This window comes from Allobosea sp. OK403 (genome assembly GCF_900113835.1).
Lineage (GTDB): Bacteria > Pseudomonadota > Alphaproteobacteria > Rhizobiales > Beijerinckiaceae > Allobosea.
Genome location: NZ_FOQV01000002.1, coordinates 184936 through 209792, shown reverse-complemented (window position 1 = coordinate 209792; position 24857 = coordinate 184936). Strand labels below are relative to the sequence as shown.

Below are 24857 nucleotides of genomic sequence, written 5' to 3'. Positions count from 1 at the left end.
GATGCGCAAGGGGCATGGCGCTGTTTAGCGGGGAGGAGCCGGAGCCCGGACAGAAAAATGCCCGGCCTTTCGGCCGGGCGTGGGGATGTCGGAAACCGGTGCGCGCTCAGATGGTCAGCTTGCCCGCCTTGGCGGCGGCATAGCGCTCATTGACCTTGGCCCAGTTGACCACGTTCCACCAGCTCTTCAGGTAGTCGGCGCGGCGGTTCTGATACTTCAGGTAATAGGCGTGCTCCCAGACGTCGTTGCCGAGCAGGACCATATGCTTGTCCATCAGCGGGCTGTCCTGGTTCGGCTTGGCGAGCAAAGCGAGCTTGCCGTCGGCACCGACGGTGACGAAGACCCAGCCTGAGCCGAATACGCGCAGGCCCGCGGCCTCGAAATCGGCCTTGAACTTGTCGAAGCCGCCAAGGTCCTTGGTGATCGCGGCCGCGACGTCGCCGGTCGGCGCGCCGCCCGCATTCGGACCCATGACCTCCCAGAACATGGTGTGGTTGGCATGGCCGCCGCCGGCGTTGCGGATTGCGGTGCGGGCAGCTTCCGGAACCGAGCCGATGTCGCCGAGCAATTTCTGCAGCGGTGTCGAGGCGACGACGCCGTGGTCCTTGGCAACGGCATTGAGGCCGGCGACATAGGCGGCGTGGTGGCGGGTGTAGTGAATGTCCATCGTCGTGGCATCGATATTCGGCTCGAGCGCGTTGGCCTCATAAGCGCGCTTGGGCAATGAGAAGGGGCCTGCCGGAGCCGCCGGCGCTGCGGCCTGGGCCCAGACCCTGGGAGCGGTCGAGACAGCGATGGCGGCCGCGCCGAATCCAAGCAGCGAGCGGCGGGAAAACGAAGTCGCGTTGGTCATGACATCCTCCATAGGCCGATTGGCTTGCTGGCTCGGCCTTGCCTTTACGTTATGCACGCAACAGTTCTGCGGATGCAGAGGGGGGCGTTCAAAAAATTGCGGTGCTGGCGGCTTTCAAGAACACCTCATCTGCTGCTTTTTCTGCACAGGAATCAGACGACTTCGCATGACGGCCGGCACCGCGTCTCTGCCATAATCGTGGCATGAGTTCGACTAACGCGCGCACGCTCCTTCTCGTTCCCTTGCTCGGCCTGCTCTGGGGCTTCAACTGGCCCGCCGTCAGGATATCGCTCAGCGAGATCGCGCCCTGGACGCTTCGCGCCGGTGGTATGACCTTCGCCGGGCTAACGCTGGTCGTCGTTGCAGTTTTGCGCGGCCAATCGCTGCGCGTGCGGCGCCCGGAATGGCCGCGTTTGCTGCTGGCGGGCTTCCTTTCGATTGCCGCCTTCAACGTCCTGCTCGCCTTCGCGCAATTGATGGCGCCGACCTCGCGCGCGGCGATCCTGACCTTCACCATGCCGATCTGGGCGACGCTGCTGGCGCGGCTCTGGCTGGGAGAGGCGCTCGACCGGCGCAAGCTGCTTGGGCTTGCGCTCGGCATCGCCGGACTGGCAGCGCTGGGGCTGCCGCTGATCCGTGGTGGCGGGCTGACCCTGGGCCTGCTGTTCGCGCTGATCGCCGCCCTGAGCTGGGCCCTGGGCACGATTGTGACAAAGCGCTGGCCGGTCTCGGCGCCGGCCCTGACGGTGGCCGCCTGGCAGCTCCTGATCGGCGGCGCCGTCGCCGCGCTCGGCATGCTCGCCTTCGAGGGGCTGCCCGTGCCCAGGATGCTGGCGCCGCGCACATTAGCGGCCCTGGGCTTCCACATCCTAGGTGCGCAGGCTTTGGCCTATTTCCTCTGGTTCACCGTGATCACACGGTTGCCGGCGGGCATCGCCAGTATCGGCACCCTGATGGTTCCCGCGGTCGGCGTGCTCGGCTCGGTCGTGCTGCTCGGCGAGCGGCCGAGCCCGAGCGACTGGCTCGGCCTCGTACTGGTCGTGGCGGCCTCGGGCACGATCCTGCTACCGGCAAAGCCGCTGGGTAGCCTCAAGGCGGCGCGGTGAGCGATGGCTCCTGGCCCGGTTCTCCGCATTAACGGCGGGTTTACGGCGTTTCGTTACGGTCTGGGCGGAAATTCCGCGACCGAAGGTCAATCCCGCCATGCATGCGCTCGCCCTGAAGGTCCCCGAGCCGGCCGATGAGGACGCGCAGCACGAGGCCGGAGCCGCGCATGCCGTGCGCGCGATCTCGGAGCGCTTCGGCAAGCTCGGCGTCGAAATCACCGATATCGCCGGCCGCATCGGCGATGTGACGGGCCAGCTCGAGGGGCAGGCCGAGGGATTGCACCGTGTCGTCAGCTCCGTCGAGCAGGTCTCGCGCGCCAACCGCGCCATCCAGCAGGCGGCTGAAGGGGCGCAAGCTACGGCGTCCGTGGTCCGGAGCGGGCTGGAGCGCGTCACTGGCGCAGTCAGGGTCGGGCTCAATGCGGCGCAATCGGATATCGAGGCGCTGTCGCAAGGCGCGCAGGCGATGTCGCAGGCCTTGGCCGAGGCCGTCTCCGACGCCCACAAGGTCAGGGCATCGAGCGACGCCATCCAGTCGATCACCCGCGAGATCCAGCTTCTGTCGGTCAATGCAGGGGTCGAGGCGGCACGCAGCGGCACGGCCGGCCGCGGCTTTGCCGTCATCGCGGCTGCCGTGAAGCAACTGGCCGAGCAGACCCGCGACGCCACGGCGCTCAGCGCCAAGCAGCTCGACATACTGGTCAAATCGGTCGACCAGCTCGCGCACCGCAGCCAGGAGAACGCCCAGACCGCGCGCCGCGCCAGCGAGGGCAGCCAGGGCATCGCGCTGCAGGTCGGCGAGCTCGATAGTTTCGGCCGTTCGGTGGTCGAGCTGATCGGCGATATCGACGCGATCTCGAACCCGACGCGCGAGAACGCCGCCGCCTGCGCCAAGGTCGGCGAGGATCTGACGGCGTTGGTCGCCGGCGTCGATCAGTCGAGCGAGAACCTCGATCGCGCAGCGCAGCGGACCGCCGCGCTCGTTTCGATCAGCGAGGCCATCCTGGGCGCCATCGCCGCGTCTGGCGTGCGCACCGCGCAATCGGAGCTGATCGCGACCGCGATGGAGACGGCCGAGCGGATCGGGACCTTGTTCGAGCAGGCGCTGGCGCGCGGCGAATTGACGATGGCGGATCTGTTCGACGAGGGCTACCGGCCGATCGCCGGTTCGGACCCGCAGCAGCATATGACCCGCTTCGTCGGCCTGACCGACCGTATCCTGCCATCGATCCAGGAGCCGCTGCTGGCCTCGAACCGCCGCATCGTGTTCTGCGCGGCAGTCGACCGCAACGGCTTCCTGCCGACGCATAACCAGAAATATTCGCATCCCCAGGGGCGTGACCCGGTCTGGAACAACGCCAATTGCCGCAATCGGCGCATTTTCTCGGATCGCACCGGTTTGGCTGCGGCGCGCAACCAGAAGCCGTTCCTGCTGCAGACCTATCGGCGCGACATGGGCGGCGGCCAGTTTCTGGTGATGGAGGATCTCTCGGCCCCGATCCGGGTCAAGGGCCGCCATTGGGGCGGGTTCCGTTTCGGGCTCAGCGTTTGAGGTAGGTGAGTTCCGACTGCCGGCGCCGTTGCGCTGCGGTCATCGTGTTGAGTGAGTGAATCGAGCAAGCGTCATGCATATCGCGCCGTCTTTCCCGAATCTCTCCGTCCTGCTGATCGATGCGAGCCCGCATTATCGGCGCATCATCCGCACGATGATGTACCAGGCGCAGCTCCACCGCATCTTCGAGGCGTCCGACCTGTCCTCGGCGGCGACGATGTTCATCCAGAAGCAGCCCAACATCGTGATCCTGGATTGGGACCTGCCCGATTCCGGCAGCATCAAATGCCTCGCCTCGATCCGCTCCTTCAAGACCTCGCCCTTCGCCAAGGCCCCGGTCCTGGTGATGATGGAGCGCCCAGACCGACGCTCGGTCGTCCATGCCGCCAAGCTCGGCGCGCACGAGATCATCAACAAGCCGATCTCGCCCAATAACCTGTGGCTCCATCTGTCCGGGATCATCAACGTCCCGCGGAAATACAAGGAGCAGAATGGCAGCATCTCGCTGGTGCCGCGCGCGATCAGCAACAACATGTTCTGACGGCGGGGGGCAGGAGCCGTTGCCTGCCAGCGGGCGCCGAAAGAGCCTTAGAAACGCCCAAAAGATTGACGCATCGCGAGCTGGTTAGCGAAGTTTTTACCAATGAGGCGCGATGCTCAGCGGCACATTCATGGGTCGCGCCGCCGTGGTCATCACCGTCTCCCTACCTCCCTTCCTGGGTCGCTCCGAAGCGGCTGCCTTTCGCAACCAGTTGCTGGTCGCGTTGGAGCAGAAGGAAAGCATCGCCGTCGAATGCGCGGAGGCTGGTCCTTTCCCAAGCCTCTGGGTGCAGTTGCTGCATTCCGCCGCGCTCAGCGCCAAGGCGCGCGGTCTCTCGGTCACCCTCAAGGCGGCTTCCGAGGAATGCCGCAAATCCCTGCAGGCGATCGGGTTCGACCCCGCTCGAAGCGCTCTCGTTCTGGAGTGATATGGATGAAGATCCTGGCTATCGACGACACCAAGACCCTGCTCAGCCTGCTCTGCCTGACGCTGCGCAATGCCGGCCATGAAGTGGCCGCCGCGGAGAATGGCGAGGAGGGGCTGACCACCTTCGACAAGTTCAAGCCGGATCTCGTGATCACCGACCTCAACATGCCGTTGATGGACGGAATCGAATTCACCCGGGCCTGCCGGGCGAGGCCCGCCGGGCAGAACACGCCGATCATCGTCCTGACCACGGAGAACGGCGCCGAGATCAAGGCGGAAGGTCGCCGTGCCGGCGCCAGCGCCTGGATGGTCAAACCGTTCGAGCCTACGACCCTGCTCGGCCTCGTCGCGCGCTATCAGAACTGAGGCTGGCTGATGGACCCGTTGGCGGAACTCAAGCAGACCTTCTTCCAGGAGTGCGAAGAACTCCTGGGCGCATTGGAGCAGAAGCTCCAGGCTCTCGATGAGGGATCGACCGATCCCGAGGACGTCAACGCCGCCTTCCGCGCCATCCACTCGATCAAGGGTGGGGCCGGCGCCTTCGGCTGCACCGAGCTCGTTGCCTTCGCGCATGTCTTCGAGGCCTCGCTCGATCATCTGCGCTCGGGCCGCGTCGCGATCGAGGATGCGCCGTTCTCCCTGTTCCTGCGCTGTTCGGACGCTGTCGCCGATCTCGTTTCCGCAGCCCGCAACGACGAGGTTGCCACTGCGCGCCCCGATCTGTTGGAGGCGCTGGAGCGAGTCGGCCAGGCGCCCAAGCCGGCCGCCGCCGCGCCTGAGCCCGCCAAGACTGAAACCGCCAAGCCTGAAGCTGCAAAGACTGAAGCTGCAAAGCCGCCGGCTGCCAAATCAGCGCCCGCCGCCGCTGATGACGCGCCTCCCGGCATCGCCGCGCTCGGCAATCTGCTCGCCATGGTCGAGGCCAAGACCGGCGTCGCCCCTGCGCGCGCCGATGACGGCTGGGACGACGAGCCGGCTGCAGCCGCGCCGGCGCCCGCCGACAAGCCCGGCCGCGATCTCTGCCTGCGGATCAGCCCGGAATCGGATCTGTTTCGCCGCGTCATCGAGCCGCGCGTCGTACTGGGCTCGCTGCCCGCCGAGGACATCGTCTCGGTGGTCTGCGATCTGAGCCAAGTTCCGCCGCTGGAGACGCTCGACGTCACCGATTGCCATATGCGCTTCGTCGTGACGCTGCGCACCGAGCTTTCGGTCGAGGATATCTACAGCCGCTTCGACTTCACGCTCGCCGCCGAAGAGTTCGAGATCGAGACGCTCTCGCCGGCTGCCGCGAATGACGACTCCGAGCCGGCCGAGGAGGTTCCCGCCAAGCCAGAGTCCGAAGTCTCGGCCAATGTCGCCGCCGATCTCTCTGCGATCCTCGCCAGGCTGGGGCCGGCTCCGACCAGCGCGCCGGAACCTGATATCCTGCCGGTCGCCGCGCCCGTCGCTGCCCCGGTCCAGGCCGTTGCGGACGCTGCTCCGGCGCTGTCCAGGGCACCGGTGACACGTGCACCCGCCAATGATGCGGTCGCCGCGCGCCAGCGCCAGGCCGTCAGCGTGCGTGTCGATCTCGACCGCATCGACAAGCTGATGAACCTCGTCGGCGAGATCGTCATCACCCAGTCCATGCTGGTCGAATGCGTGCGTTCGCTACCCTATGACGTCCATGCCAAGACGGCCGAAGGCATCCTGACGCTGTCGCGTCAGACGCGCGAATTACAGGACCATGTCATGGCGGTCCGCGCTCAGCCGGTGAAAGCCGTGTTCCAGCGTATGCCGCGCCTGGTGCGCGAACTGGCGCAGACGCTCGGCAAGGAAGTGAAGCTTGTTCTCGAAGGCGAGAACACCGAGGTCGACAAGACGATCATCGAGGAACTTGCCGATCCGCTGACCCATATGATCCGCAATTCGATGGATCACGGGCTGGAGACGCCGGAAGACCGCATCGCCGCCGGCAAGAACCCGGAAGGCACGATCAAGCTCGTCGCGGAGCATCGCGCCGGGCGCATCGTGATCTCGGTCACTGATGACGGGCGCGGCATCGGGCGCGACAAGCTGCTCGCTAAGGCGAAATCCCGCGGGCTCGTCGGGCAGGACGAAAAGCTCGCGCCGGAGGAGATCGATCAACTGATCTTCGCGGCCGGTCTCTCGACCGCCGAAGTCATCAGCGACGTCTCCGGGCGCGGCGTCGGCATGGATGTGGTGCGCCGCAACGTCGAGTCGCTCGGTGGGCGCATCTCGGTGGATTCCGAACCGGGCAGAGGCTGCAAGTTCACGCTCGCCTTGCCGCTGACCTTGGCGGTGTTGGAAGGCATGGTCATCCGCTGCGGCGACGACCGCTACGTCATCCCGATCGCCAGCGTGATCGAGACGCAGCATCTCGCCTCGACGCCGATCGAGCATCTCACCTTCGGCCAGGAGGTTCTGCGCTGGCGCGGCGAGGTTACGCCGCTGCACCGGCTCGGCGCGGTGATGGGCTCGACCGGCACGCCCAACGAGAACATCATCATCATCGCCGAGACCGAACGTGGCGACAATGTCGGCATCGCGGTCGACGAGATCGTCGGCCAGCAGCAGGTCGTGGTGAAGAGCCTCGAAGGCAATTACGGCACGGTCAACGGTGCGTCCGCCGCGACCATTCTCGGAGACGGCCTCGTCGCGCTCATTCTCGATGTCGACTCGATGCTACGCCTCGCCGCCTCCAGCGGCCGCCCATCTGTTCCCGCACTGAAAATGGCTGGATGATCATGACCCTTCAACTCGGCGAAAAGCATTTCTCGTCGGCGCAGCCGGAATCGGCGGTGCGCCGCATCGTCACCTTCAAGGTCGGCGACCGGACCTTCGGCATCGATGTCGGCATGGTGCGCGAGATCAAGGGCTGGCAGGCGACGACGCCGCTGCCGCATGCGGCGCCTCATGTGCGCGGCGTACTCAACCTGCGCGGCGTGATCCTGGCGGTCTACGACCTGCGCACCTCGATCGGGCTCGGCCTCACCGATGCGACAGCGACCCATGTCATCGTGGTCGTCGACATCGAGGACAAGGTCGCGGGTTTGCTGGTCGACTCGGTCTCCGACATCGTCGACGTCCCGGTCAGCGCGGTTCGCCCGGCGCCCGATCTGGAGCGTGACGAGCACGGCCTGATCGAAGGCCTCGTCCTGCTCGACACCGATATCGTCGCCTTGCTCGATCTTGCGGCCGTAATCCGCGACGGCGGCACTGAGGGCGCGATGGCAAAGGCGGCCCGCGCCGCCTGAGAATAGGTCCACTTCCGGAAAGGGTTGCGTTCAGCGTCAGGAAGAACCGCACACCACAGAACCGTACGCCAAGACAGAAACGATAAAAATGGGCAGTTCCCTCGGTTCCCTTTCCAGACTGTCGGTCAGGCTGCCGCTCATGGTCGTCGGCGCGGTCTTCATTGCAGGTGGAGCGGTCGGCGCCTGCGTCTGGCAGGTGGCGGGCGGCATGCTCGCCGCAACGTCGCCCCAGATCCTGACACTGAGCATGACCGCGCTCTGCGTCGTCGCGCTGCTCGGCTGGCTGCTCGCCTACCGGGCCCAACGGCCGATTGCGGCGATGCGCGATGCAGCGGTGGCGATCGCCGAAGGCGAGGACACGGTGATCCCCGGATTGCAGCGCCGCGACGAGATCGGCGAGATCGGCCGTGCGCTCAAGACCATCCATGACAAGGCAATCGAATCCGCCCGCATCCGGGCCGCGCTCGATGGCTGCCGCACCAATGTCATGGTCTGCGATGCCGAAGACCGTGTCGTCTACGTCAACAGCTCGCTGCTCAAATTCTTCACCGGGGCGCAGGATGATTTCCGCATCGCCTTCCCAGGCTGCTCGGCCAAGGACATGCTCGGCAAGGTCATGGAGAGCGTGCGCAACCAGCCTGGCCTTGTGCATTCCGGCCAGGGCGCCATTCGCTTTGCGCTCGGCCGGCGCACCGTCTCGCTCTCGCTGACCTCAGTGACGCATTCCGACGGACGCCGCTTCGGCACGGCGGTCGAATGGCTCGAGCTCACCGACGAGCTCGCGGCTTCGGCCGAGGTCGCCGACATGGTTGCGGCTGCCGCCGACGGCGATTTCTCGCGCCGCGTTCCGCTGGCCGGCAAGCCCGAGGCGCTGATGCGGATCGCCGAGGGCATCAACAGCATCAATGCTCTCGTCGAGGACGCGGTCGGCGAGTTCGCCGGCGTGCTCGGCGGACTGTCCGAGGGCGACCTGACGTCGCGCGTGCAGGGCGCCTATCACGGCCGCTTCGGCGAGTTGAAGCAGAGCCTGAACGGCACGATGGAGCATCTCGCCCAGACCGTGGCGACGATCCAGGCGACAGCCGCCCATGTCGCGCGCGCCGCGCTCGAGATCAATGCCGGTGCCGGCGACCTTGCCCAGCGCACCGAGCAGACGGCGGTCAATCTCGAGGAAACGGCGGCGACGACGGAACAGCTCGCGGCTTCGGTCAAGCAGAGCGCGGCGCGCTCGCGTGAGGCGACGGACCTCGCCAGCGAGGCGATGGGCGTCGCCGAGGACGGCAAGACCATCGTCTCCAAGACGGTGGGTGCGATCGAGCGGATCGAGGATTCGTCGGTCAAGATTTCCGAGATCGTCTCCGTCATCGAAGGCATCGCCTTCCAGACCAATCTGCTGGCGTTGAACGCAGCCGTCGAGGCGGCGCGCGCCGGCGATGCCGGCAAGGGGTTCGCGGTGGTGGCATCGGAAGTCCGCTCGCTCGCCCAGCGTTCGAGCCAGGCCGCCAAGGACATCAAGACCCTGATCGCGAGCTCGAACGAGCAGGTCGGGGAGGGCGTGCGGTTCGTGCGCTCGACCGGCGAGGCGCTGGACCGGATCGTCACGGCTGCCGGCAAGGTCTCCGCGACCATCATCGAGATCTCGTCGGCCACTGCCGAGCAGGCGCATGGCATCGGGGAAATGAGCCAGACCGTCGCGCATATGGACGAGACGACGCAGGCGAACTCGGCGCTGGCCGAGCAGAGCGCGACCTCGGCCGGTGAACTCATGGAGCAGATCGCGACGCTGAAGAATCTCGTCGCGTTTTTCCAGACGGAGACGGCCCCGCGGTTCGGCGCAGTGCAGGTCAGGGCAGAGCCGGTGCAGCTGCCGCGCCGTGCCGAGCCGCGCCGGTCGGAGGCCGCTGCGCCGCAGAAAATGGCGCTTCGTCGTCGCGTGGCAGGCGGCGGTCGCGCCGAGGAATGGGCGGAATTCTAGTGTCGAGGTCCAACACCATGCTCGCTCCCCAGGCCTTCGCCGACGCGACATTGACGCGCGACGACATGGGCTTCATCGCCAAGCTCGTCTACGAGCATGCCGGCATCGTCATCCGCGAGCATAAGGAGGCGATGACGCGCGGCCGGCTGGCGCGTCGCGTCAAGGCGCTGGGGCTGAGCTCGGTCGCCGAATATTGCGCCTTCCTGAAAACGCCGGGCGCCGTCTCCGAGATCCCCGAGCTGATCAATGCGGTGACGACCAACCACACGGCCTTCTTCCGCGAGCGGCATCATTTCGACCATCTGCGCAAGGATGTGCTGCCGAAACTGCTGCAGGAGCGCAGCGGGCGGCGCGGGCGTATCCGGATCTGGTCTTCGGCCTGTTCCTCGGGCGAGGAGCCCTACAGCATCGCGGCAACCTCGCGCGACGTGCTGGGCTCGCGCAGCGATGTCGACTTCCGCATCCTGGCGACCGACATCGACACCGACATCCTGGAGCGGGCGGAAGCGGGGCTCTATCCGAGCGAACTGTTCGAGCGGCTGCCGCCCGACGTCAAACCGCTGCTCAAGCTTGAGGCCGCGGGCAGGGGCGAGGCGCGCATCAGCGAGGACCTGCGCCGGCTGATCGCATTCAAGCGGCTCAATCTGATCGAGAAATGGCCGATGGGCGGACCGTTCGACGTGATCTTCTGCCGCAATGTCTTCATCTATTTCGACACCCAGACCAAAGCCTCGATCCTCGACCGCTTCGTGGCGCTGCTGGCGCCGGGCGGTTTCCTCTATCTCGGCCATTCAGAATCGCTCCCGCAGCCGCATCCCCAGCTCCGGCTGATCGGTCGCACCATCTATGAGAGAACAGCATGAGCGTCGCCCGGGCCTCTCGTCGCTATTTCGACCCGCGCTTCGAGGCGACGATCATCACGGTCGCGCCTGGCGAGCACGAGATCACCGCCGCCAAGGACGAGATCGTGGCGACCGTGCTCGGCTCCTGCATCTCGGTGTGCATGCGTGATCCGCAGGCCGGGGTCGGCGGGTTGAACCATTTCCTGCTGCCAAAGAACAACGGCGGTTCGGACACCAATGCCGGTGAGCGCTATGGCGACACCGCCATGGAGGTCCTGATCAACGGCCTGCTCAAGCGCGGCGCCAGGCGCGGCAACCTCGAAGCCAAGGTCTTCGGCGGGGCGCGCGTGCTCTCGGGCGCGACCATGCTGGCGATCGGCGACGGGAACATCGCCTTCGTCACCGAATTTCTCGATCGCGAGGGCATTCCGGTGGTTTCGAAGGATGTCGGCGGCACGCGCTCGCGGCGCATCCACTACCAGCCCGCGACCGGGCGCGCCTGGGTGCAGCATGTCCAGCCCAGCGCCCGCAGCAGCGAGCACGAGCAGGAAGTCGCCTATCTCAATCGCCTCAAGACTCAACCCGTGGCTGGTGAAGTGGAGATCTGGTGATGAGCACGCTGACCTCTCCCGGCGGCCCGGTGAAAGTCCTCGTCGTCGACGATTCCGTGCTGATGCAGAAGTTGATGACGCAGATCATCGATTCCGCACCCGGCTTCAAGGTGATCGGCGTCGCCGGCAGCGCCGAGGAAGGCTGGGACGCGATCCAGGAATTGCGGCCCGACGTCCTGACGCTCGATCTTGAATTGCCAGGTCGCCACGGCCTCAAGCTGCTGGCGCGTGTGCTCAAGCAGGACCCGTTGCCGGTGCTGATTGTCTCAGCCTTCGGTGGGCCGGGCGCGGACAACACCATCCAGGCGCTGGAACTCGGCGCGATCGACTTCATCGAGAAGCCCGACGGCACGACGCATACGCTCGAAGGTTTCATGAAGCATCTGGTCGCGGCGCTGTCGCGTGCCTCGGCGAGCCGCCGCATGTTCGCAGCGCGGCGCGAGGTCGCGCCCGTGCGTGCGGTGCTGGCGCGCGAGCCGGCCCGCGGCGGGCGCACCTCGCTGATCGCGATCGGTGCCTCGACCGGCGGCGTGCCGGCCGTCCAGGTGGTGATGCGGGATCTCGCGCATCTGCGCATCCCAGTGGTCGTGGTGCAGCATATGCCGCCGGGCTACACCGCGAAATTCGCGGCGCGCCTGGCGACTGCGACAGGGCTAGATGTCCGCGAGGCTGCGGATGGCGACAAGCTGAAACCCGGTATGGCCGTGGTCGCGCCGGGTGGGCCGCGCCATCTCGAAATCGAGGAGCGCCGGGGCGAGCTCGTCTGCGTCCTGCGGGAAGGGCCATTGGTCAGCGGCCACAGCCCGTCCGTCGACGTGATGTTTCATTCTGTGGCGCGCAGTCTCGGCCAGCATGCGGTCGGCATTCTGCTCACGGGGATGGGTCGCGATGGCGCTGACGGTTTGTTAGCCATGCGTAAAGCTGGTGCGGAGACGTTAATCCAAAGTGGGGAAACCTGTGTGGTAAACGGGATGCCGAAAGCGGCCTACGAGTTGGGAGCCGCCGACAGAGTGGTGCCGCTGGATCAGATCGGTGCCGCTGTCGGCAACCTGATCGGCGAGCGACCGCATTTGCGCACCGCGTGAGGAGAGCGTGATGAAGGCGAGAAGCGACTACAGGATCCTCGTGGTCGACGATCAGAAGAGCATGCGCGGGCTCGCGACGTATTTTCTGAAGCAGATCGAATTCCAGGACATCGACGAGGCGGAGAACGCCCGCGAGGCCCTGATGAAGATGCAGAGCAAGCGCTACGATCTGCTGCTGCTCGACTGGAACATGGACGGCATGAGCGGCATCGATCTGCTGCGTGCGATCCGTTCGGTGCCGGAGCTGAACCAGATCAAGATCATCATGGCGACCTCGGAGCGCTCGGTCGACAAGATGGACGAGGCGACTACCAACGGCGCCGACCATTATGTGGTGAAGCCCTATGAGTTGCGCGACCTCGAAGTGCGCGTGAAGAAGGTTCTATCGCTGAGTTCATAATCGCGCCGCCGCTCGATTCATCACCTATTCCAGCGCCCCGAGCCGCAAGGCTGCGGGGCGCATCCGTATTGGGCTACCGTGCGTAGACGCAGGAATGATACCTATCCTGCTCTAACTCTTTGATGAGGGAGATCGCCTATGTCGCTGCTGCGCCGGGAGCTTCTGGGGCTGATCGCAGGTGCGGTTGCAGCGCCAGGTTTCATCGCCTCGGCAGGGGCGCAGAGTCCGGTGAACGCCTATGGTTTTTCGTTCGACCAGCCTGGTGGTCGCCGGCTCGCATTGTCGGCCTATCGCGGTCATCCGATCCTGATCGTCAATACGGCGACCCAATGTGGCTTTGCCGGGCAGTTCGCGACGCTGCAGCAGCTCTGGCAGCGCTATTCCGGGCGTGGCTTGATGCTGATCGCAGTGCCGAGCAATGATTTCGGCGGGCAGGAGCCGCTGGAAGGCGAGGCGATCGCCGAGGCGGCGCTGCAGAACTATGGCGCGACCTATGCGTTCGCCGAGAAATGCAGCGTGCGCGGCCCAAACGCGCATCCGTTCTATCGCTGGGCTGCGGCGCAGCGCCCGGCCGAGACGCCGAGCTGGAATTTCCACAAATATCTGGTCGGCCGCAATGGCGAGCTGGTCGGCGGCTTTTCGAGCGGCACCGACCCGATCGGCCCGCAGCTCGTGCGTGCGATCGGCCAGGAACTGCAGGCGGCCTGAGCGAAGGCTTGGCTCGACCCCAAGGGTTTGGCATCGTTTTCGCTTGGCCCCCTTGCGTCGCGTCGTCTTGGCGCAAGCGCGTGTCGGCGCAAAGATGGCGCCGTCATTGCGATCCAGACGCACCCCCCGGCAAAGCCTGCCTAGATTTCTGATACCGAGGTTCCATGTCCCGTATCCTGACCGTCGCCGCCGCCCAGCTCGGGCCGATCCAGAAAGCCGAGGGCCGCGACATCGTTGTCGCCCGGATGATCGCCCTGATGGATGAAGCCAAGGCGAAAGGCGCCGAACTGATCGTTTATCCGGAACTGGCGCTGACCACCTTCTTCCCGCGCTGGCATCACGAGGACCGGGCCGAGGCCGATCACTGGTTCGAGGCCGCGATGCCGAACCCAGCGGTGCAGCCGCTGTTTGACCGGGCGCGCGAGCTCGGCATGGGGATGAGCTTCGGCTATGCCGAGCTCACGCCGGAAGGCCGGCATTTCAACACCTCGATCCTGGTCGATCGCGAAGGTGCGATCATCGGCAAATACCGCAAGATCCATCTGCCGGGCCATGTCGAGTTCGATCCCGAGCGCGCGCATCAGCATCTCGAGAAGCGCTATTTCGAGCCCGGCGATCTCGGCTTTCCGGTCTGGCGGATGATGGGCGGGCTGATGGGCATGATGATCTGCAACGACCGGCGTTGGCCCGAGAGCTATCGTGTCATGGGCCTTCAGGGCGTCGAGATGGTGGTGCTCGGCTTCAATACGCCCTCGGTCAATTCGCAGAAGGCCGGCGAGGGCATGGCGCAACGGCTGTTCCATCACCGGCTCTCGGTCCAGGCCGGGGCCTATCAGAATGCGACCTGGGTCGTGGCTGTCGCCAAGGCCGGCGACGAGGACGGCCATCACTGCATGGGCGGTACGCTGATCGTGAATCCCGACGGCGAGATCGTAGCCGAGTTGGAGGGCGAGGCGGATGGCGTCATCGTCCATGCTTGCGATCTCGACGACACCCGCTTCGGCAAGGAGACGATCTTCGACTTCAAGCGCCATCGCCGCATCGAGCACTACGGACCGATCACGGCGCAGGTCGGCGTGATCGAGCCGGAGTGAGGCTCGCCCCTCATCCATTTCCTCGCGTCATCCTAGGCGACCGCAGGTCGTCCCGGGATTCATCGTAGGGCGCTGAACTCTACGATGGTTCCCGGCGCTCCGCGGAGTTTATCCTTGGGCCGATCGAAGATCGGACCCGGGGGCTTCGGCCAGGATGACGGAGAGGGGACGACAATTCCGTTCCATGGCACTTCGACCGGATCGCCGAATGACCGACTTCACCGCCGCCTTCGCCGATCTCGAACCGCGTGAGCGCTACAAATTGCTGTGCGCCAGCGTGACGCCGCGCCCGATCGCGCTCGTCACCTGCGTTTCGCCCGAAGGCGTCGTCAACGCGGCGCCGTTCAGCTTCTTCAACGTCTTCTCGGAAGATCCGGCCCTGGTCGTGCTCGGCCTGCAGCACGGACCCGGCAACCACCCCAAGGACACGACCCGCCATATCGCGGCGGCCGGTGAATTCGTCGTCAATCTGGTCGACGAGGGATTGGCGGAGGCAATGAACATCTGCGCCATCGACTTCCCGCCTGAGGTCAGCGAGATCGACGCGGCGGGGCTTTCGCTGCTGCCGGGCGTCAGCGTCGCCGTGCCGCGCATTGCGGAAGCGCCCTTCGCACTGGAATGCCGCAAGCAGGTTTCGCTTGCCTTCAGCCCGACGCGGGAATTGCTGATCGGCGAGGTCGTCCGCATCCATGCTCGCGCGGGGCTCGTCGACCCCAAGACGCTGCGGGTCAGCATGAGCGACTACAAGCCGGTGGGCCGCATGTTCGGCGACGGCTATTCGCGCCAGAACGACCGCTTCGACCTCAGACGCGGCAATTACGCCGGCTGGCTGGCGAAGCAGGGCTGAGCGGCGTCACGTCAGGCCTTGGGCTTCTGCCCCGGCCGAAAAGCCACGATCACCGTCGGGTCGGTTTCCAGATAGGGGCCCTCGATCAGGTCGATGCAGTAGGGGATCGCCGGCATCACCGCGTCGAGGCATTCGGCGATGGCGCGCGGGCGACCGGGCAGGTTGACGATCAGCGCCTTGCCGCGAATGCCGGCGGTCTGACGCGACAGGATCGCGGTCGCCACCTTGGCGAGGCTGACCTGGCGCATCAATTCGCCGAAACCAGGCATCGGCTTCTCGATCACGTCCTCGGTTGCCTCGGGCGTGACGTCGCGCGGAGCCGGGCCGGTGCCGCCGGTGGTGACGATCAGGCAGCAGCCCTCCTCATCGGCCAAGGCCTTCAACGTGTCGGCGATCAGCTTGCGGTCGTCGGGGATGACGCGGGCGACCGGCGTCCAAGGGCTCGTCAGCGCCCTGGCGAGATAGGCCTCGATGGCGGGGCCACCCTCATCGGCATAGATGCCGGCCGAAGCACGATCGGAAACCGTGACGATGCCGATCCTGATATCCGTGCTCATGTCCTGAAATCCTGGCGTGGCGCTGCGAGGCAGATGTGACCGATCGGCGCCGCGCAGGCTACCCAAAAAGACGGGCTCTGCCCTTGAGGCGCTTGCGCAGGCGGCGCAGCCCCTGGCGCGCATGCGCTGCCAGCTCCGGCAGACCCGGCCGGCTGCTGCCGAGGGTGACGATCGCATGACCCATCTCGCGCCGCTCGCCCCAGACATAGGTTCCGGCATCGACGCCGTCGCCCGCGCCGCTGTCGAAGACGACAGGCGGCGTGCCGGCGAAATCGGCCTGGAGCATGGCGATGGTGAGCGCCCGCCCAGGCGAGAGCCGGCTTTGGCTCTCGTCATAGGCGATCTTGAGGAAATGCCGCGTGCCGGCGCTCTCGATCAGCAGGCCCATGGCGATCGGCTCGCCGTCCAGTCGCAAGCTATCGACCTGCAGGGCGTCCTGCGCCGCGAAACCGGTGACGAGCTGGCGGAAATAGGCCGTGTCCCGCGGCAGCCGCGCGATCGCGGTGCCGGCCTCGCCCTTCCAGCCAGCGGCTTCGAGGGCGAGGAAGGCGTTGAAGCTGTTTTGCGCGGCCTCGCCCCGCTCGCGCCGGAATGCGGCCTCGCCCGCCTTGGTGACGGAGCGGAACTGCTGCATGCGCTTCTTGTAGCTCTGTCCGAGCGCGCGCCTGAGATAGCGCTCGGCGTCGTCATCGGCCTCCGGCAGCAACATCGGCCGGCTCCAGCGCTCATGGATGGCGAGCCTGCTGCCCGTGCTGCGAAAGGCCTCGGAGAGTACGGCGTGGCAGGGCCCTTCCAGCGGCAGCAGCGGCAGAGCCAGCGTCTTGGGCAGGTCGCCCGAGGCCAGGATATGGCGGAGCATGGCCTCCGCCGCGTCGTTGGCGAGATCGCGATCGAGAACCGGAATCGAGGAGACCTCGTAGAGCGGCAGCAGCGGCGCGACGAGCACGGAGGCAAAGCCGCTGCGCCAGTCGCGCTTCCGATGCAAGGCCCAGAGGCCGGCGAGGCGCTCGGAGCCCAGCGCCTCGCTTTGCCAGGCGGCGAGCACGATGATCCTGTCGTCGGGTATGAGCAGGCGCGCGGCGGCGATGGCAGCTGGCGCCATATGCGGGTTGGCGGCGAGCGCACGCAGGCTCAGTTCGGTGAAAGCCGCGCTGCGCTCGACATAATCCGCAGGGCGGATGCGCCTGACGACGATCGTGGCGCTCAAGGCGTGACGCCGTCGCGCCGCGCACGCTTGATCTCGCCGCGCAGCGACAGCACGAAGGCAATGACCTGGGCGGCGGCGCGGTAGAGTTCTTCGGGGATCTGGTCGTCAAGCTCGACAGCCGAGAGCGCCTGCGCCAGCACGGCGTTCTCTTCGACGGCGACGCCGTGCTCCCGGCCGGTTTCGATGATGCGCTGGGCCAGTTCGCCCCGGCCCTTGGCGGTGACGCGCGGCGCGCCTTGCCCATCATATTCGAGCGCGACGGCTATCTGGCGAGGCGAGGGGCCGGTCATGACATCCTGTCCAGGAACTGGCCGGCGGTCGGCTGCATCACGCGTGGCTGGCCGGTATGGATATCGATGGCGCCATTCTCAAACTGCGCATCGACGAGCGCTGCCTCCAGCCCGGGAGCGGCGCCGCGCAGCAGCCGGCTGGTCTCCTCGCGCTCGGCCCAGAGCGTGACGCCGACGCTGCGGCCCTGCAGCGTGACCACGCCCTGCAGCGGGCCCATCGGCTCGACATCGAGCGCGAAGCGGATGCGCCAGAGCGGCGCTTCGACGCCATTGGGGCCGCGGCGGGGCGGCTCCTTCTCGATATGAAGCGGCAGGACGGCAGCGCCAGAATGGAAAGCGAGAGGGATCTCGGTCAGCCAGCGCGGGGCTTGGTTCTGGTCGGGCCGCGCGCCGTCCAGCGGCAGCGAGGCGAATTGCGAAAGCGTGACGCGGTCGAGGGCCGCGTCGGTCTGCTCCAGCAAGGTTTGCGCAATCGTCAGTGGCTTTTCGCCGGCCGCGAGGGTCGGCTCCACGATCGGCTGCAGTGCGAGCGGGCCGTCGCGGCGCGGCGGCGTGGGTTTTGTCGTCGTGCTCGGCGCGCCGGCCGTTTGAGGCGAAAGCAGGAGCGCGGCCTGCGGCTTGCCGGCCGGTGTCGGCACGAAGCGCTCGATCACGGCAGCGAGGGCGTCGCGCAGCGTTACCAGGCTCGCCTTGAGGTCGGCCTGCGGCGGCACGGGCTGGCTCGTGGCCTGGCTCGTCGCGGCCTGGCTTGTCGCAGCCTGGCGGCTCTCCATGAACAGACCGGAGCGCTGGACAGCGTCCTTCAGGACCTCCGCCCCAAGCGGCTTGCGTTCGACTGGGACAGCCTGGGCCAGGACGCGCTCGATCAGGGTCAGCAGCGGCTTGGGCAAGGTGAGCGCGACCGAGCCTTCGGAGATGCTGCGCAGATTGGCGAAGAGCGGTGCGAGACCGTCCTGATTGGCCAGCACCGGCCCGAGCAGAGGCCCGGCAATGGCGCGAGGCGAGGCGGCGGCGCTGGCCTGCGACTGAGCCGGTTGGGAAGCGGTGGCCGGGCGTGCAGCATCGACTGTCGCGGCCTGCAGGAGCGAACCCGGCTGGAGAGGGGCCGATGTGCGCAGAGGCTCGGTCGGAGAGGTTGTCGCCGGGTACGCTGTCGGCGTCGGATTGGGTGCAGCGGCCTGGCCGGTCTGCGGGATGGATTGCGGCGTTGTGGGCGCAACGCTGGCGGGAGCGAGCGGACGCGTCTCGATCAAGGTCGCGCGGAGGCTGCCGCCTTGCTCCTCGGCGGCATCGATCCTGAGCAGCAGAGTCGCTCCGGGAAGCAGAGCCGCCTGCTTCGCTTCCGGGCCGGCGAGTACGAGCGATATCTTGGTGTCGCCGATGAGAGCCGTCGCCAGGCCGTTGCCGTCAAGCGTCAGCAGCTGCGCCTCGACCGTCTGGCCCGGCGCGAGTTCGGCCGCGGGCGCGAGCGCCTGCAGCAGAGTGGCGAGGTTCTGGCTCTGGATGAGCTGGGCGAGATTCATCGAGGTGAGGCCATGGCAGCGAGGTCAAGACTCTGACATGAAAGGTTAAGTATTTTGTTGCGCGCAGGATTTGGCGGGCGCGCCCTGCGCGGGGCGCGCTGGTGCGTGCCGCGCGGCTGGGGCAGGGTCTCAGCCCGGAACTCTGGGAGTTTGATCCATGGAATATCGCCAGCTCGGCCGCTCCGGCCTCAAGGTCTCGCCTTTGTGCCTGGGCACGATGATGTTCGGCGGCGCGACGAGCGAGCTGGATTCGCGTGCAATCATCGATCATGCGCGCGAAGCCGGCATCAATTTCATCGACACGGCCGATGTCTACAATGAAGGCCGCTCCGAAGAGGTGACCGGCCGCGCCATCGCCGCGCAGCGCCATGACTGGGTGCTGGCGACCAAGGTCGCCAACCAGATGGGGACAGGGCCCAACCGGGGCGGGCTCTCGCGCAAATGGCTGATGCAGGCCTGCGAGGACAGTCTGCGCCGGCTCGGCACCGATTTCATCGATGTGTACTATTTGCACAAGGAAGACCATGCGACGCCGCTGGCCGAGACCGTGCGTGCGCTCGGTGATCTCATTGCCCAGGGCAAGATCCGGCATTTCGGCGTCTCGAATTATCGCTCCTGGCGCCTCGCCGAGATCTGCCGGCTCTGCGACGATTTCGGCATCGACCGGCCGGTTGTCAGCCAGCCCTATTACAACGCAATGAACCGCATGCCCGAGGTCGAGCATCTGCCGGCCTGCGGCTTCTACGGGCTCGGCGTCGCCTCCTATTCGCCGCTGGCGCGCGGCGTGCTGACCGGCAAATACGAGCCCGGTCAGGCGCCGCAACAAGGCACGCGCGCGGCGCGCGGCGACACGCGCATCCTGCAGACGGAGTGGCGCGAGGAGAGCCTCGTCATCGCTCAGACGATCAAGGCCCATGCTGCCGAGCGCGGCATGACGCCGATCCAGTTCGCGGTGCGCTGGGTCCTGAATAATGCCTTCCTCACCGCCGCGATTGCCGGGCCACGTACGCTGGAGCAGTGGCAGGCCTATCTCGCGGCGCTGGATGTCGCGTTCACCGCCGAGGACGAGGCGCTGGTGGATGGGCTCGTGCCCGCGGGCCATCCCTCGACGCCGGGCTATAGTGACCCGGCCTATCCGCTCGAGGGCCGCCAGGCGCTGACGGGCTGATCCTGCTCTAACTCCTTGGTGAGAGACGGATTCAGATTTCAGACGGAGTCACATTGTGACTCCGTCTGAAATCATCCGGCTCCAGGACGAGTCCGCTCCAGGCTGTCATGGCGGCCTGGGCGATGGCCTCCAATTGCGCGCGCGTGGCGCCGTCGCGCGCGCGCAGCGATAGGCCCTGCTGCACCGTGACGTAGAAGCTTGCGATCATCTCAGTGTCGGTCGCGGCCGGCAACTCGCCGCTTTCGACCGCCTCTCGCAGCCTCTGCGTGAAGCTTTCGACCGCCCGCTCACGCACGCTGCGCAAATCGGCGCGGAGCGCCTCGCTCGCGCCGGCGGCATGGACCACCGCCAGCACGATCATGCAGCCGGCCGGTTTGCCCGGCCGCGTGAACATCGCCACTGAGCGCATCAGGAAGGTTTCTATCGCGGCCCGGGCCGTCGAGGCTTCGGCGACCGCCTGGGCGAGTTCCTTGCCATCGCAGGCCTCGTATAGCGCCATCGCCTCGCGATAGAGCGCCTCCTTGCTGCCAAAAGCGGCGTAGAGGCTGGGCGAGCCGATGCCCATCGCCTCGGTCAGGTCGCCCATCGAGGTACCCTGGAAGCCGTTGCGCCAGAACAGATCCATGGCGCGGCGCAGCGCTTCATCGCGATCAAAGCTCCTTGGTCTGCCGCGCTCCGACATGATCACCCGTTTTGTGCCAAGCGATACATAAATCGCTTGACCAGCGGCCGCAAGCGCCACAGGTATTTCTGTAGCGAATGACACAGAAAGGAATCTCTCATGGAACGGCTGATCGGGAAGAAGGCGCTGGTGACCGGCGGGAGCCGCGGTATCGGTGCGGCGATTGCGCTGCGGCTGGCACAGGAAGGCGCCGATGTCGCGCTGACCTATGAGCGCTCGCAGGACAAGGCGCTGGCGGTCGTGGGCCAGATCGAGGTGCTGGGACGCAAGGGTTTCGCGCTCGCGGCCGACAGCGCCGATCCCGAGGCGGTGAAGGCCGGCGTCGGCAAGGCTGCGAGCCTGCTCGGCGGCCTCGACATCCTGGTCAACAATGCCGGCATCTTCCGTGGCGGACCGGTTGCGGAATGGAGCCTTGCCGATATCGACGCAACGCTTGCGGTGAATATCCGCGCTGTCGTGCTGGCGTCGCAGGCGGCTGCCGCTCATCTCGGCGAGGGCGGGCGCATCATCTCGATTGGTTCATGCCTGGCCGAGCGCGTGATCGAGCCCGGCGTTTCGCTCTATGCGATGAGCAAGGCGGCGCTGATCGGCTTCACCAAGGGCCTGGCGCGCGATCTCGGGCCACGCGGCGTCACCGTCAACATCGTTCATCCCGGCTCCACCGATACCGATATGAATCCGGCATCCGGGGAACGGGCCGATGCGCAGCGCGCCAAGATGGCGATCCCGCGCTACGGCAAGCCGGAGGATATCGCCGGGGTCGTGGCCTATCTCGCCAGCGAGGAGGCGCGTTTCGTGACCGGCGCCGGTTTCGCCATCGATGGCGGCGTCAATACCTAGACGCGAATCTTCGCGAGTCGCGGCAGCTCAGTTCAGCAGGCAGAAGCCGCCGACATTGTGGTCGCTTTGGCAGGCTGATCTGGGAGCCTCTCCCGGCTTGTTGTTGCGCGAGGATTGCCATCCCTGCGGCACCGCCTGGATGCTGGGACCCAGGGGTACGGAGGGGGGCTCGACAACGCCCCCGTCATGGCTCGAGCTGGGGCTGCTCGCGCTGATGTTGTCCGGATTGGAACTGGATTGCGCGACGGCAGAGGCCGCAGACAACTGAAAGGCTGCCACAATGCAGACCAGAGCAAGACGCAGCATGCCATTTCCCCATGAATGGCACGCACGCTGCATCATCGCAGGCGCCGGTGAAAGCGGCATCTGCGATCAGCCTAAGCAGCGCGTTAACCGGTTGGCGCGGAAACGCGCCGCCGGGCCTCGTTGCGTCAGTGCATCGCGTCGCGTCAGTGCATGACGCAGAAGCCGCCGACCACGACCTCGCTCTGGCACCAGGCCTTCGCACCCTCGCTCGCGCTGATCCGCAGCGCGACCGGCCGGTCCGCGCTCGGCGACGGGAAGGGCACGTGGCGGGCTTCGAGAAATGCGGGCTCGGCCGGAGCTGACGCGTGCCCCGCGCGGGGCACGGGGATGACGGTGGCGCTGCCGCTGGAATAGCGCTTGCCGAAGCGCAGCCTTGCCGCCTCGGCGTCGACCGGCAGGCAGGCGGTAGCGATGATGGCGATCGCGAGAACCCTGAGCATGCCGCGTTCCTCTGCCTTAGCGGGCGATCTCAACCTGCCGGCATGATCGGAATTTGCAAAGCGCGACGTCGCAACAACCTAAGCGCGAGGTTAAACCGAATGGCGAGCGACGTGATCTAGTTGCCCGGCAGCACGATGATGGTCGGTTGCGCGGGCAGGCTGGCCTTGCTCAGGGTGATTGTCGGCTCGGCCTTGCGCTCGGTGGCCCAGACGCCGTCGGTGCGGCGCAGGAAGCGCTCCAGGCTGGAGCCGCCGAAGAAATGCATCGGGATCATCACCTTGGCCTGCAGGGATTTCAGCACCTCGACCATGCCTTCCTGGTCGAGCGTGTAGCTGCCGTCGACCGGGAAGAGCACGATGTCGACGCGGCCGAGCGCGCGCAGATGGCCGGGCTCCAGCGGGTGATGCAGATGGCCGAGATGGGCGATGCAGAGATCGCCGATCTCGAAGACGAACATCGAATTGCCGTCATAATCGGTCGCGCCAGAATAGGAGCGGATATTGGTCGGCACATTGCGCACGCGCATGTCGCCGAGCGTGATGTCGTGCTTCGCTGCGCCCCGGCCGCTCGGATCCCAGCCCGGCAACACATATTTGATGGCCGGATCGGGATTGCGCGAATTATGCGTCGAATGCGCCTTGTTCATCGTGGCGATGTCGGGCGTCTCACGCGGGCGGACATAATCATTGTAGTCGGTCGCGGCCCTGACGCCGCCCGGCGTCTCGATCAGGAAGGTGGCGTGGCCGACGAAGGTGAGGCGGACCTCGTCCTTGGCGAGCGCGGCGCGCTGGATCGGCAGGCGATAGCCCGCCATTTCGGGCCGGCAGCCGGGCTCGTCGGATTGGGCATGGGCGGGATGAGAGAGGATGCTTGCCAGCGCGGCCAGGGCTCCCCAGACGAGGATTTTCGACAGGCTCATCCGGCGCTCCCGCTTCAACCCAGCCTGTTCAGCTTAGGCAAAACTTGCGCCGAGACCAGCATTGGCCGCCGAACTGGCGGTTTCGTGACAGTTTCGCCCCGCCGGCCGTTCAGGCGTCGTTGCCGCGCTGTTGAGCGATGGCCATCGCGAAGACCCCGTTGCCGACCGACCAGTCGGAATAATCGTTCTCGTGCATGAAGATGAAGACGTCCTTGGGCGAGACGCCGATTGTTTCCAGCCGGCTTGCGATCGAGGCGTAAAGCGCTCGCTTCATGGCGTCGCTGCGCCCGCGCCGCATCGTGATCTCAATGACCAGCAGCTCGTCCGAGCGCGCGATGCCATTGAACTTGCGGTCGTAGAAGAACTGTTCAGGCTCATATTCGCTGACGAGGTTGAAGAGCTCGTCAGCAGGCATGCCGATCGCTTCGACCAGTGCCTGATGAACGCCATCGACGATGCCGGCCACGCGTTCGCGGCTTGTGTTCTTTCGGACGGATGTGCGGATGAAAGGCATGTGAGGGCTCCAGCATCGGGTTTGTGCTGGGAGCAGCTTTTCGAGTGCAACCAGGCATTCTCCAATCGATATTCAGGATGCCTCTATGTGTATAAAGCTCACAAGATGAAGCGCCGGTCTCTTCCCCTCCAGGCCCTGCGGGCTTTCGAAGCCGCAGGCCGCCTCGGCCGCATGACGGCGGCAGGTGACGAATTATGCGTCACGCATGGCGCCGTCAGCAGGCAGGTTCAGCATCTGGAAGACGTGCTCGGACTGGCTCTTTTCTCGGGACCGAGGACGCGGCCGCATCTAACCGAGGCGGGGCGGGCGCTGTTGCCGGCCCTGACGTCTGCGCTCGATCAGATTGAGAGTGCCGTTCAGGCCATCACACGTGCCGAAGACGATGTTCTCGATGTCTCATGCCTGAGCACGTTGCTGATGCGTTGGCTGATTCCGCGTCTGCACGATTTCCACAGCCGCCATCCCGAGATCGATTTGCGGCTGCGTGCGCTCGAAAAGCAGGATGATGTTCGCAGTGGACGGTTCGATGTCGCCATCATTGTCGACGAGACGCGCAGTCTGATTTCGACGCGCCAAAAGGCTGATGTCCTGTTCCCCGAATGGCTCGGCCCGGTCGCAACGCCCGAATTGGTCTCGCGCCATCCGGCCGCGGCCGGCGATCTGCCCGCAGACCGGCAACTTCAAACCAAGACGCGGCCCAATGGATGGGCGATGTGGAGCGCAGTAGCCGGAGTTTCGCCGCCACCCCCGGTAGGTGCCGTGTTCGAGCACTATTACTACACACTCGAAGCCGCGACTGCCGGCCTCGGCTACTGCATCGCGCCCTGGCATCTTGTGATGAGCGAAATCCATTCTGGCAGGCTGGTCGCTCCCTTCGGCTTCGTGGAAAGCGGCTACAGCTACCTGGTCGAGCGGCGCCTGCCGTCCAACACAAAGATCGACTGGTTTTGTGCCTGGCTGGCTGGCGAAGTCGCGACCATGCCTGCGCCTCCAGCCCGTTTGGCCCCGGTTGGTGCGACGAGATCCTGAGCGCCGGTTGCGGCGAGCGGCTCGTCTCGCTACATACGCGCCAGATTTCCCGACACATCTCGCACGCCCGAGTCCGCAGCGGAG

28 protein-coding genes are annotated in these 24857 nt (G+C 66.2%); 18 read left to right on the top strand and 10 right to left on the bottom strand.

Going from position 1 to position 24857, the window contains the following annotated elements:
- Nucleotides 1–106: 106 nt before the first annotated feature.
- The gene (locus BMZ97_RS06830; RefSeq protein WP_092168670.1) at nt 107–853 is read right to left on the bottom strand and encodes a superoxide dismutase; all 747 of its coding nucleotides are present in this window, start codon (nt 851–853) and stop codon (nt 107–109) included.
- 203 nt (nt 854–1056) lie between these two features.
- Between BMZ97_RS06830 and BMZ97_RS06825 the strand changes: the two genes are divergently transcribed.
- From BMZ97_RS06825 to BMZ97_RS06755, 15 genes are all read left to right on the top strand, one after another.
- Nucleotides 1057–1959, top strand: a complete 903-nt coding sequence (locus BMZ97_RS06825; protein WP_092166993.1) for a DMT family transporter — start codon at nt 1057–1059, stop codon at nt 1957–1959.
- A 97-nt stretch (nt 1960–2056) separates the two neighbouring features.
- A complete protein-coding gene (locus BMZ97_RS06820) occupies nt 2057–3511 on the top strand; it encodes a methyl-accepting chemotaxis protein (RefSeq protein WP_092166992.1) in 1455 nt (484 codons plus the stop codon).
- A gap of 73 nt (nt 3512–3584) precedes the next feature.
- Nucleotides 3585–4052, top strand: a complete 468-nt coding sequence (locus BMZ97_RS06815; protein ID WP_092166990.1) for a response regulator — start codon at nt 3585–3587, stop codon at nt 4050–4052.
- A gap of 112 nt (nt 4053–4164) precedes the next feature.
- The gene (locus BMZ97_RS06810) at nt 4165–4479 is read left to right on the top strand and encodes an STAS domain-containing protein (RefSeq protein ID WP_092166988.1); all 315 of its coding nucleotides are present in this window, start codon (nt 4165–4167) and stop codon (nt 4477–4479) included.
- A gap of 5 nt (nt 4480–4484) precedes the next feature.
- Nucleotides 4485–4844 carry a response regulator gene (locus BMZ97_RS06805; RefSeq protein WP_069692559.1) on the top strand — a complete coding sequence of 120 codons (360 nt, stop codon included), beginning with the start codon at nt 4485–4487 and terminating at the stop codon, nt 4842–4844.
- Nucleotides 4845–4853: 9 nt separating this feature from the next.
- Nucleotides 4854–7223, top strand: coding sequence for a chemotaxis protein CheA (locus BMZ97_RS06800; protein WP_092166987.1), 2370 nt, complete (start codon nt 4854–4856; stop codon nt 7221–7223).
- 2 nt (nt 7224–7225) lie between these two features.
- Nucleotides 7226–7735, top strand: a complete 510-nt coding sequence (locus BMZ97_RS06795) for a chemotaxis protein CheW (RefSeq protein WP_069693956.1) — start codon at nt 7226–7228, stop codon at nt 7733–7735.
- A gap of 88 nt (nt 7736–7823) precedes the next feature.
- Nucleotides 7824–9710 (top strand): methyl-accepting chemotaxis protein, encoded by a 1887-nt coding sequence (locus BMZ97_RS06790; RefSeq protein WP_092166985.1) that lies wholly within the window; start codon nt 7824–7826, stop codon nt 9708–9710.
- Nucleotides 9711–9727: 17 nt separating this feature from the next.
- Complete coding sequence (locus BMZ97_RS06785) at nt 9728–10573, top strand: CheR family methyltransferase (protein WP_244546286.1); 846 nt, start codon at nt 9728–9730, stop codon at nt 10571–10573.
- Entirely contained in the window at nt 10570–11163 is a 594-nt protein-coding gene (locus tag BMZ97_RS06780; protein ID WP_092166983.1) for a hypothetical protein, read from the top strand. The genes BMZ97_RS06785 and BMZ97_RS06780 overlap by 4 nt, the downstream gene beginning before the upstream one ends.
- A complete protein-coding gene (cheB, locus tag BMZ97_RS06775; protein ID WP_092166981.1) occupies nt 11163–12248 on the top strand; it encodes a chemotaxis-specific protein-glutamate methyltransferase CheB in 1086 nt (361 codons plus the stop codon). The genes BMZ97_RS06780 and cheB overlap by 1 nt, the downstream gene beginning before the upstream one ends.
- Nucleotides 12249–12258: 10 nt before the next feature.
- A complete protein-coding gene (locus BMZ97_RS06770) occupies nt 12259–12648 on the top strand; it encodes a response regulator (protein ID WP_069692553.1) in 390 nt (129 codons plus the stop codon).
- 138 nt (nt 12649–12786) lie between these two features.
- Nucleotides 12787–13356, top strand: a complete 570-nt coding sequence (locus BMZ97_RS06765) for a glutathione peroxidase (protein WP_092166979.1) — start codon at nt 12787–12789, stop codon at nt 13354–13356.
- Between the two features lie 164 nt (nt 13357–13520).
- Entirely contained in the window at nt 13521–14450 is a 930-nt protein-coding gene (locus BMZ97_RS06760; protein WP_092166978.1) for an N-carbamoyl-D-amino-acid hydrolase, read from the top strand.
- Between the two features lie 208 nt (nt 14451–14658).
- Nucleotides 14659–15297: a flavin reductase family protein gene (locus tag BMZ97_RS06755; protein WP_092166976.1), complete on the top strand. Its 639-nt coding sequence runs from the start codon at nt 14659–14661 to the stop codon at nt 15295–15297.
- Between the two features lie 11 nt (nt 15298–15308).
- Here the strand turns inward: BMZ97_RS06755 and mog are convergent, their stop codons facing one another.
- The 4 genes from mog to BMZ97_RS06735 are packed head-to-tail and all read right to left on the bottom strand — an operon-like array spanning nt 15309 to nt 18874.
- The gene (mog, locus tag BMZ97_RS06750; protein ID WP_092166975.1) at nt 15309–15854 is read right to left on the bottom strand and encodes a molybdopterin adenylyltransferase; all 546 of its coding nucleotides are present in this window, start codon (nt 15852–15854) and stop codon (nt 15309–15311) included.
- A 58-nt stretch (nt 15855–15912) separates the two neighbouring features.
- The gene (locus tag BMZ97_RS06745) at nt 15913–17061 is read right to left on the bottom strand and encodes a GNAT family N-acetyltransferase (RefSeq protein WP_092166973.1); all 1149 of its coding nucleotides are present in this window, start codon (nt 17059–17061) and stop codon (nt 15913–15915) included.
- On the bottom strand, nt 17058–17351 hold the full coding sequence (locus tag BMZ97_RS06740; protein ID WP_092166972.1) for an EscU/YscU/HrcU family type III secretion system export apparatus switch protein: 294 nt from the start codon (nt 17349–17351) through the stop codon (nt 17058–17060). Before BMZ97_RS06740 ends, BMZ97_RS06745 begins: the two co-directional genes overlap by 4 nt.
- A complete protein-coding gene (locus BMZ97_RS06735) occupies nt 17348–18874 on the bottom strand; it encodes a flagellar hook-length control protein FliK (protein WP_092166970.1) in 1527 nt (508 codons plus the stop codon). Before BMZ97_RS06735 ends, BMZ97_RS06740 begins: the two co-directional genes overlap by 4 nt.
- A 157-nt stretch (nt 18875–19031) precedes the next feature.
- On the opposite strand from BMZ97_RS06735, the gene BMZ97_RS06730 reads away from it, so the two are divergent.
- Entirely contained in the window at nt 19032–20042 is a 1011-nt protein-coding gene (locus BMZ97_RS06730) for an aldo/keto reductase (RefSeq protein WP_092166969.1), read from the top strand.
- Nucleotides 20043–20073: 31 nt separating this feature from the next.
- On the opposite strand, the gene BMZ97_RS06725 is transcribed toward BMZ97_RS06730, so the two are convergent.
- Complete coding sequence (locus tag BMZ97_RS06725; RefSeq protein WP_244546285.1) at nt 20074–20667, bottom strand: TetR/AcrR family transcriptional regulator; 594 nt, start codon at nt 20665–20667, stop codon at nt 20074–20076.
- Between the two features lie 156 nt (nt 20668–20823).
- Between BMZ97_RS06725 and BMZ97_RS06720 the strand changes: the two genes are divergently transcribed.
- Entirely contained in the window at nt 20824–21564 is a 741-nt protein-coding gene (locus BMZ97_RS06720; protein WP_092166967.1) for a 3-oxoacyl-ACP reductase family protein, read from the top strand.
- Nucleotides 21565–21591: 27 nt separating this feature from the next.
- Here the strand turns inward: BMZ97_RS06720 and BMZ97_RS06715 are convergent, their stop codons facing one another.
- From BMZ97_RS06715 to BMZ97_RS06700, 4 genes are all read right to left on the bottom strand, one after another.
- Nucleotides 21592–21870, bottom strand: a complete 279-nt coding sequence (locus BMZ97_RS06715; protein WP_092166965.1) for a hypothetical protein — start codon at nt 21868–21870, stop codon at nt 21592–21594.
- A 143-nt stretch (nt 21871–22013) separates the two neighbouring features.
- A complete protein-coding gene (locus BMZ97_RS06710) occupies nt 22014–22310 on the bottom strand; it encodes a hypothetical protein (RefSeq protein ID WP_092166963.1) in 297 nt (98 codons plus the stop codon).
- A 116-nt stretch (nt 22311–22426) separates the two neighbouring features.
- Nucleotides 22427–23230, bottom strand: coding sequence for an MBL fold metallo-hydrolase (locus tag BMZ97_RS06705; RefSeq protein ID WP_092166962.1), 804 nt, complete (start codon nt 23228–23230; stop codon nt 22427–22429).
- 109 nt (nt 23231–23339) lie between these two features.
- Nucleotides 23340–23744 (bottom strand): tautomerase family protein, encoded by a 405-nt coding sequence (locus tag BMZ97_RS06700; RefSeq protein ID WP_092166960.1) that lies wholly within the window; start codon nt 23742–23744, stop codon nt 23340–23342.
- Between the two features lie 87 nt (nt 23745–23831).
- On the opposite strand from BMZ97_RS06700, the gene BMZ97_RS06695 reads away from it, so the two are divergent.
- Nucleotides 23832–24773 carry a LysR substrate-binding domain-containing protein gene (locus BMZ97_RS06695; protein ID WP_244546284.1) on the top strand — a complete coding sequence of 314 codons (942 nt, stop codon included), beginning with the start codon at nt 23832–23834 and terminating at the stop codon, nt 24771–24773.
- Nucleotides 24774–24857: the final 84 nt, after the last annotated feature.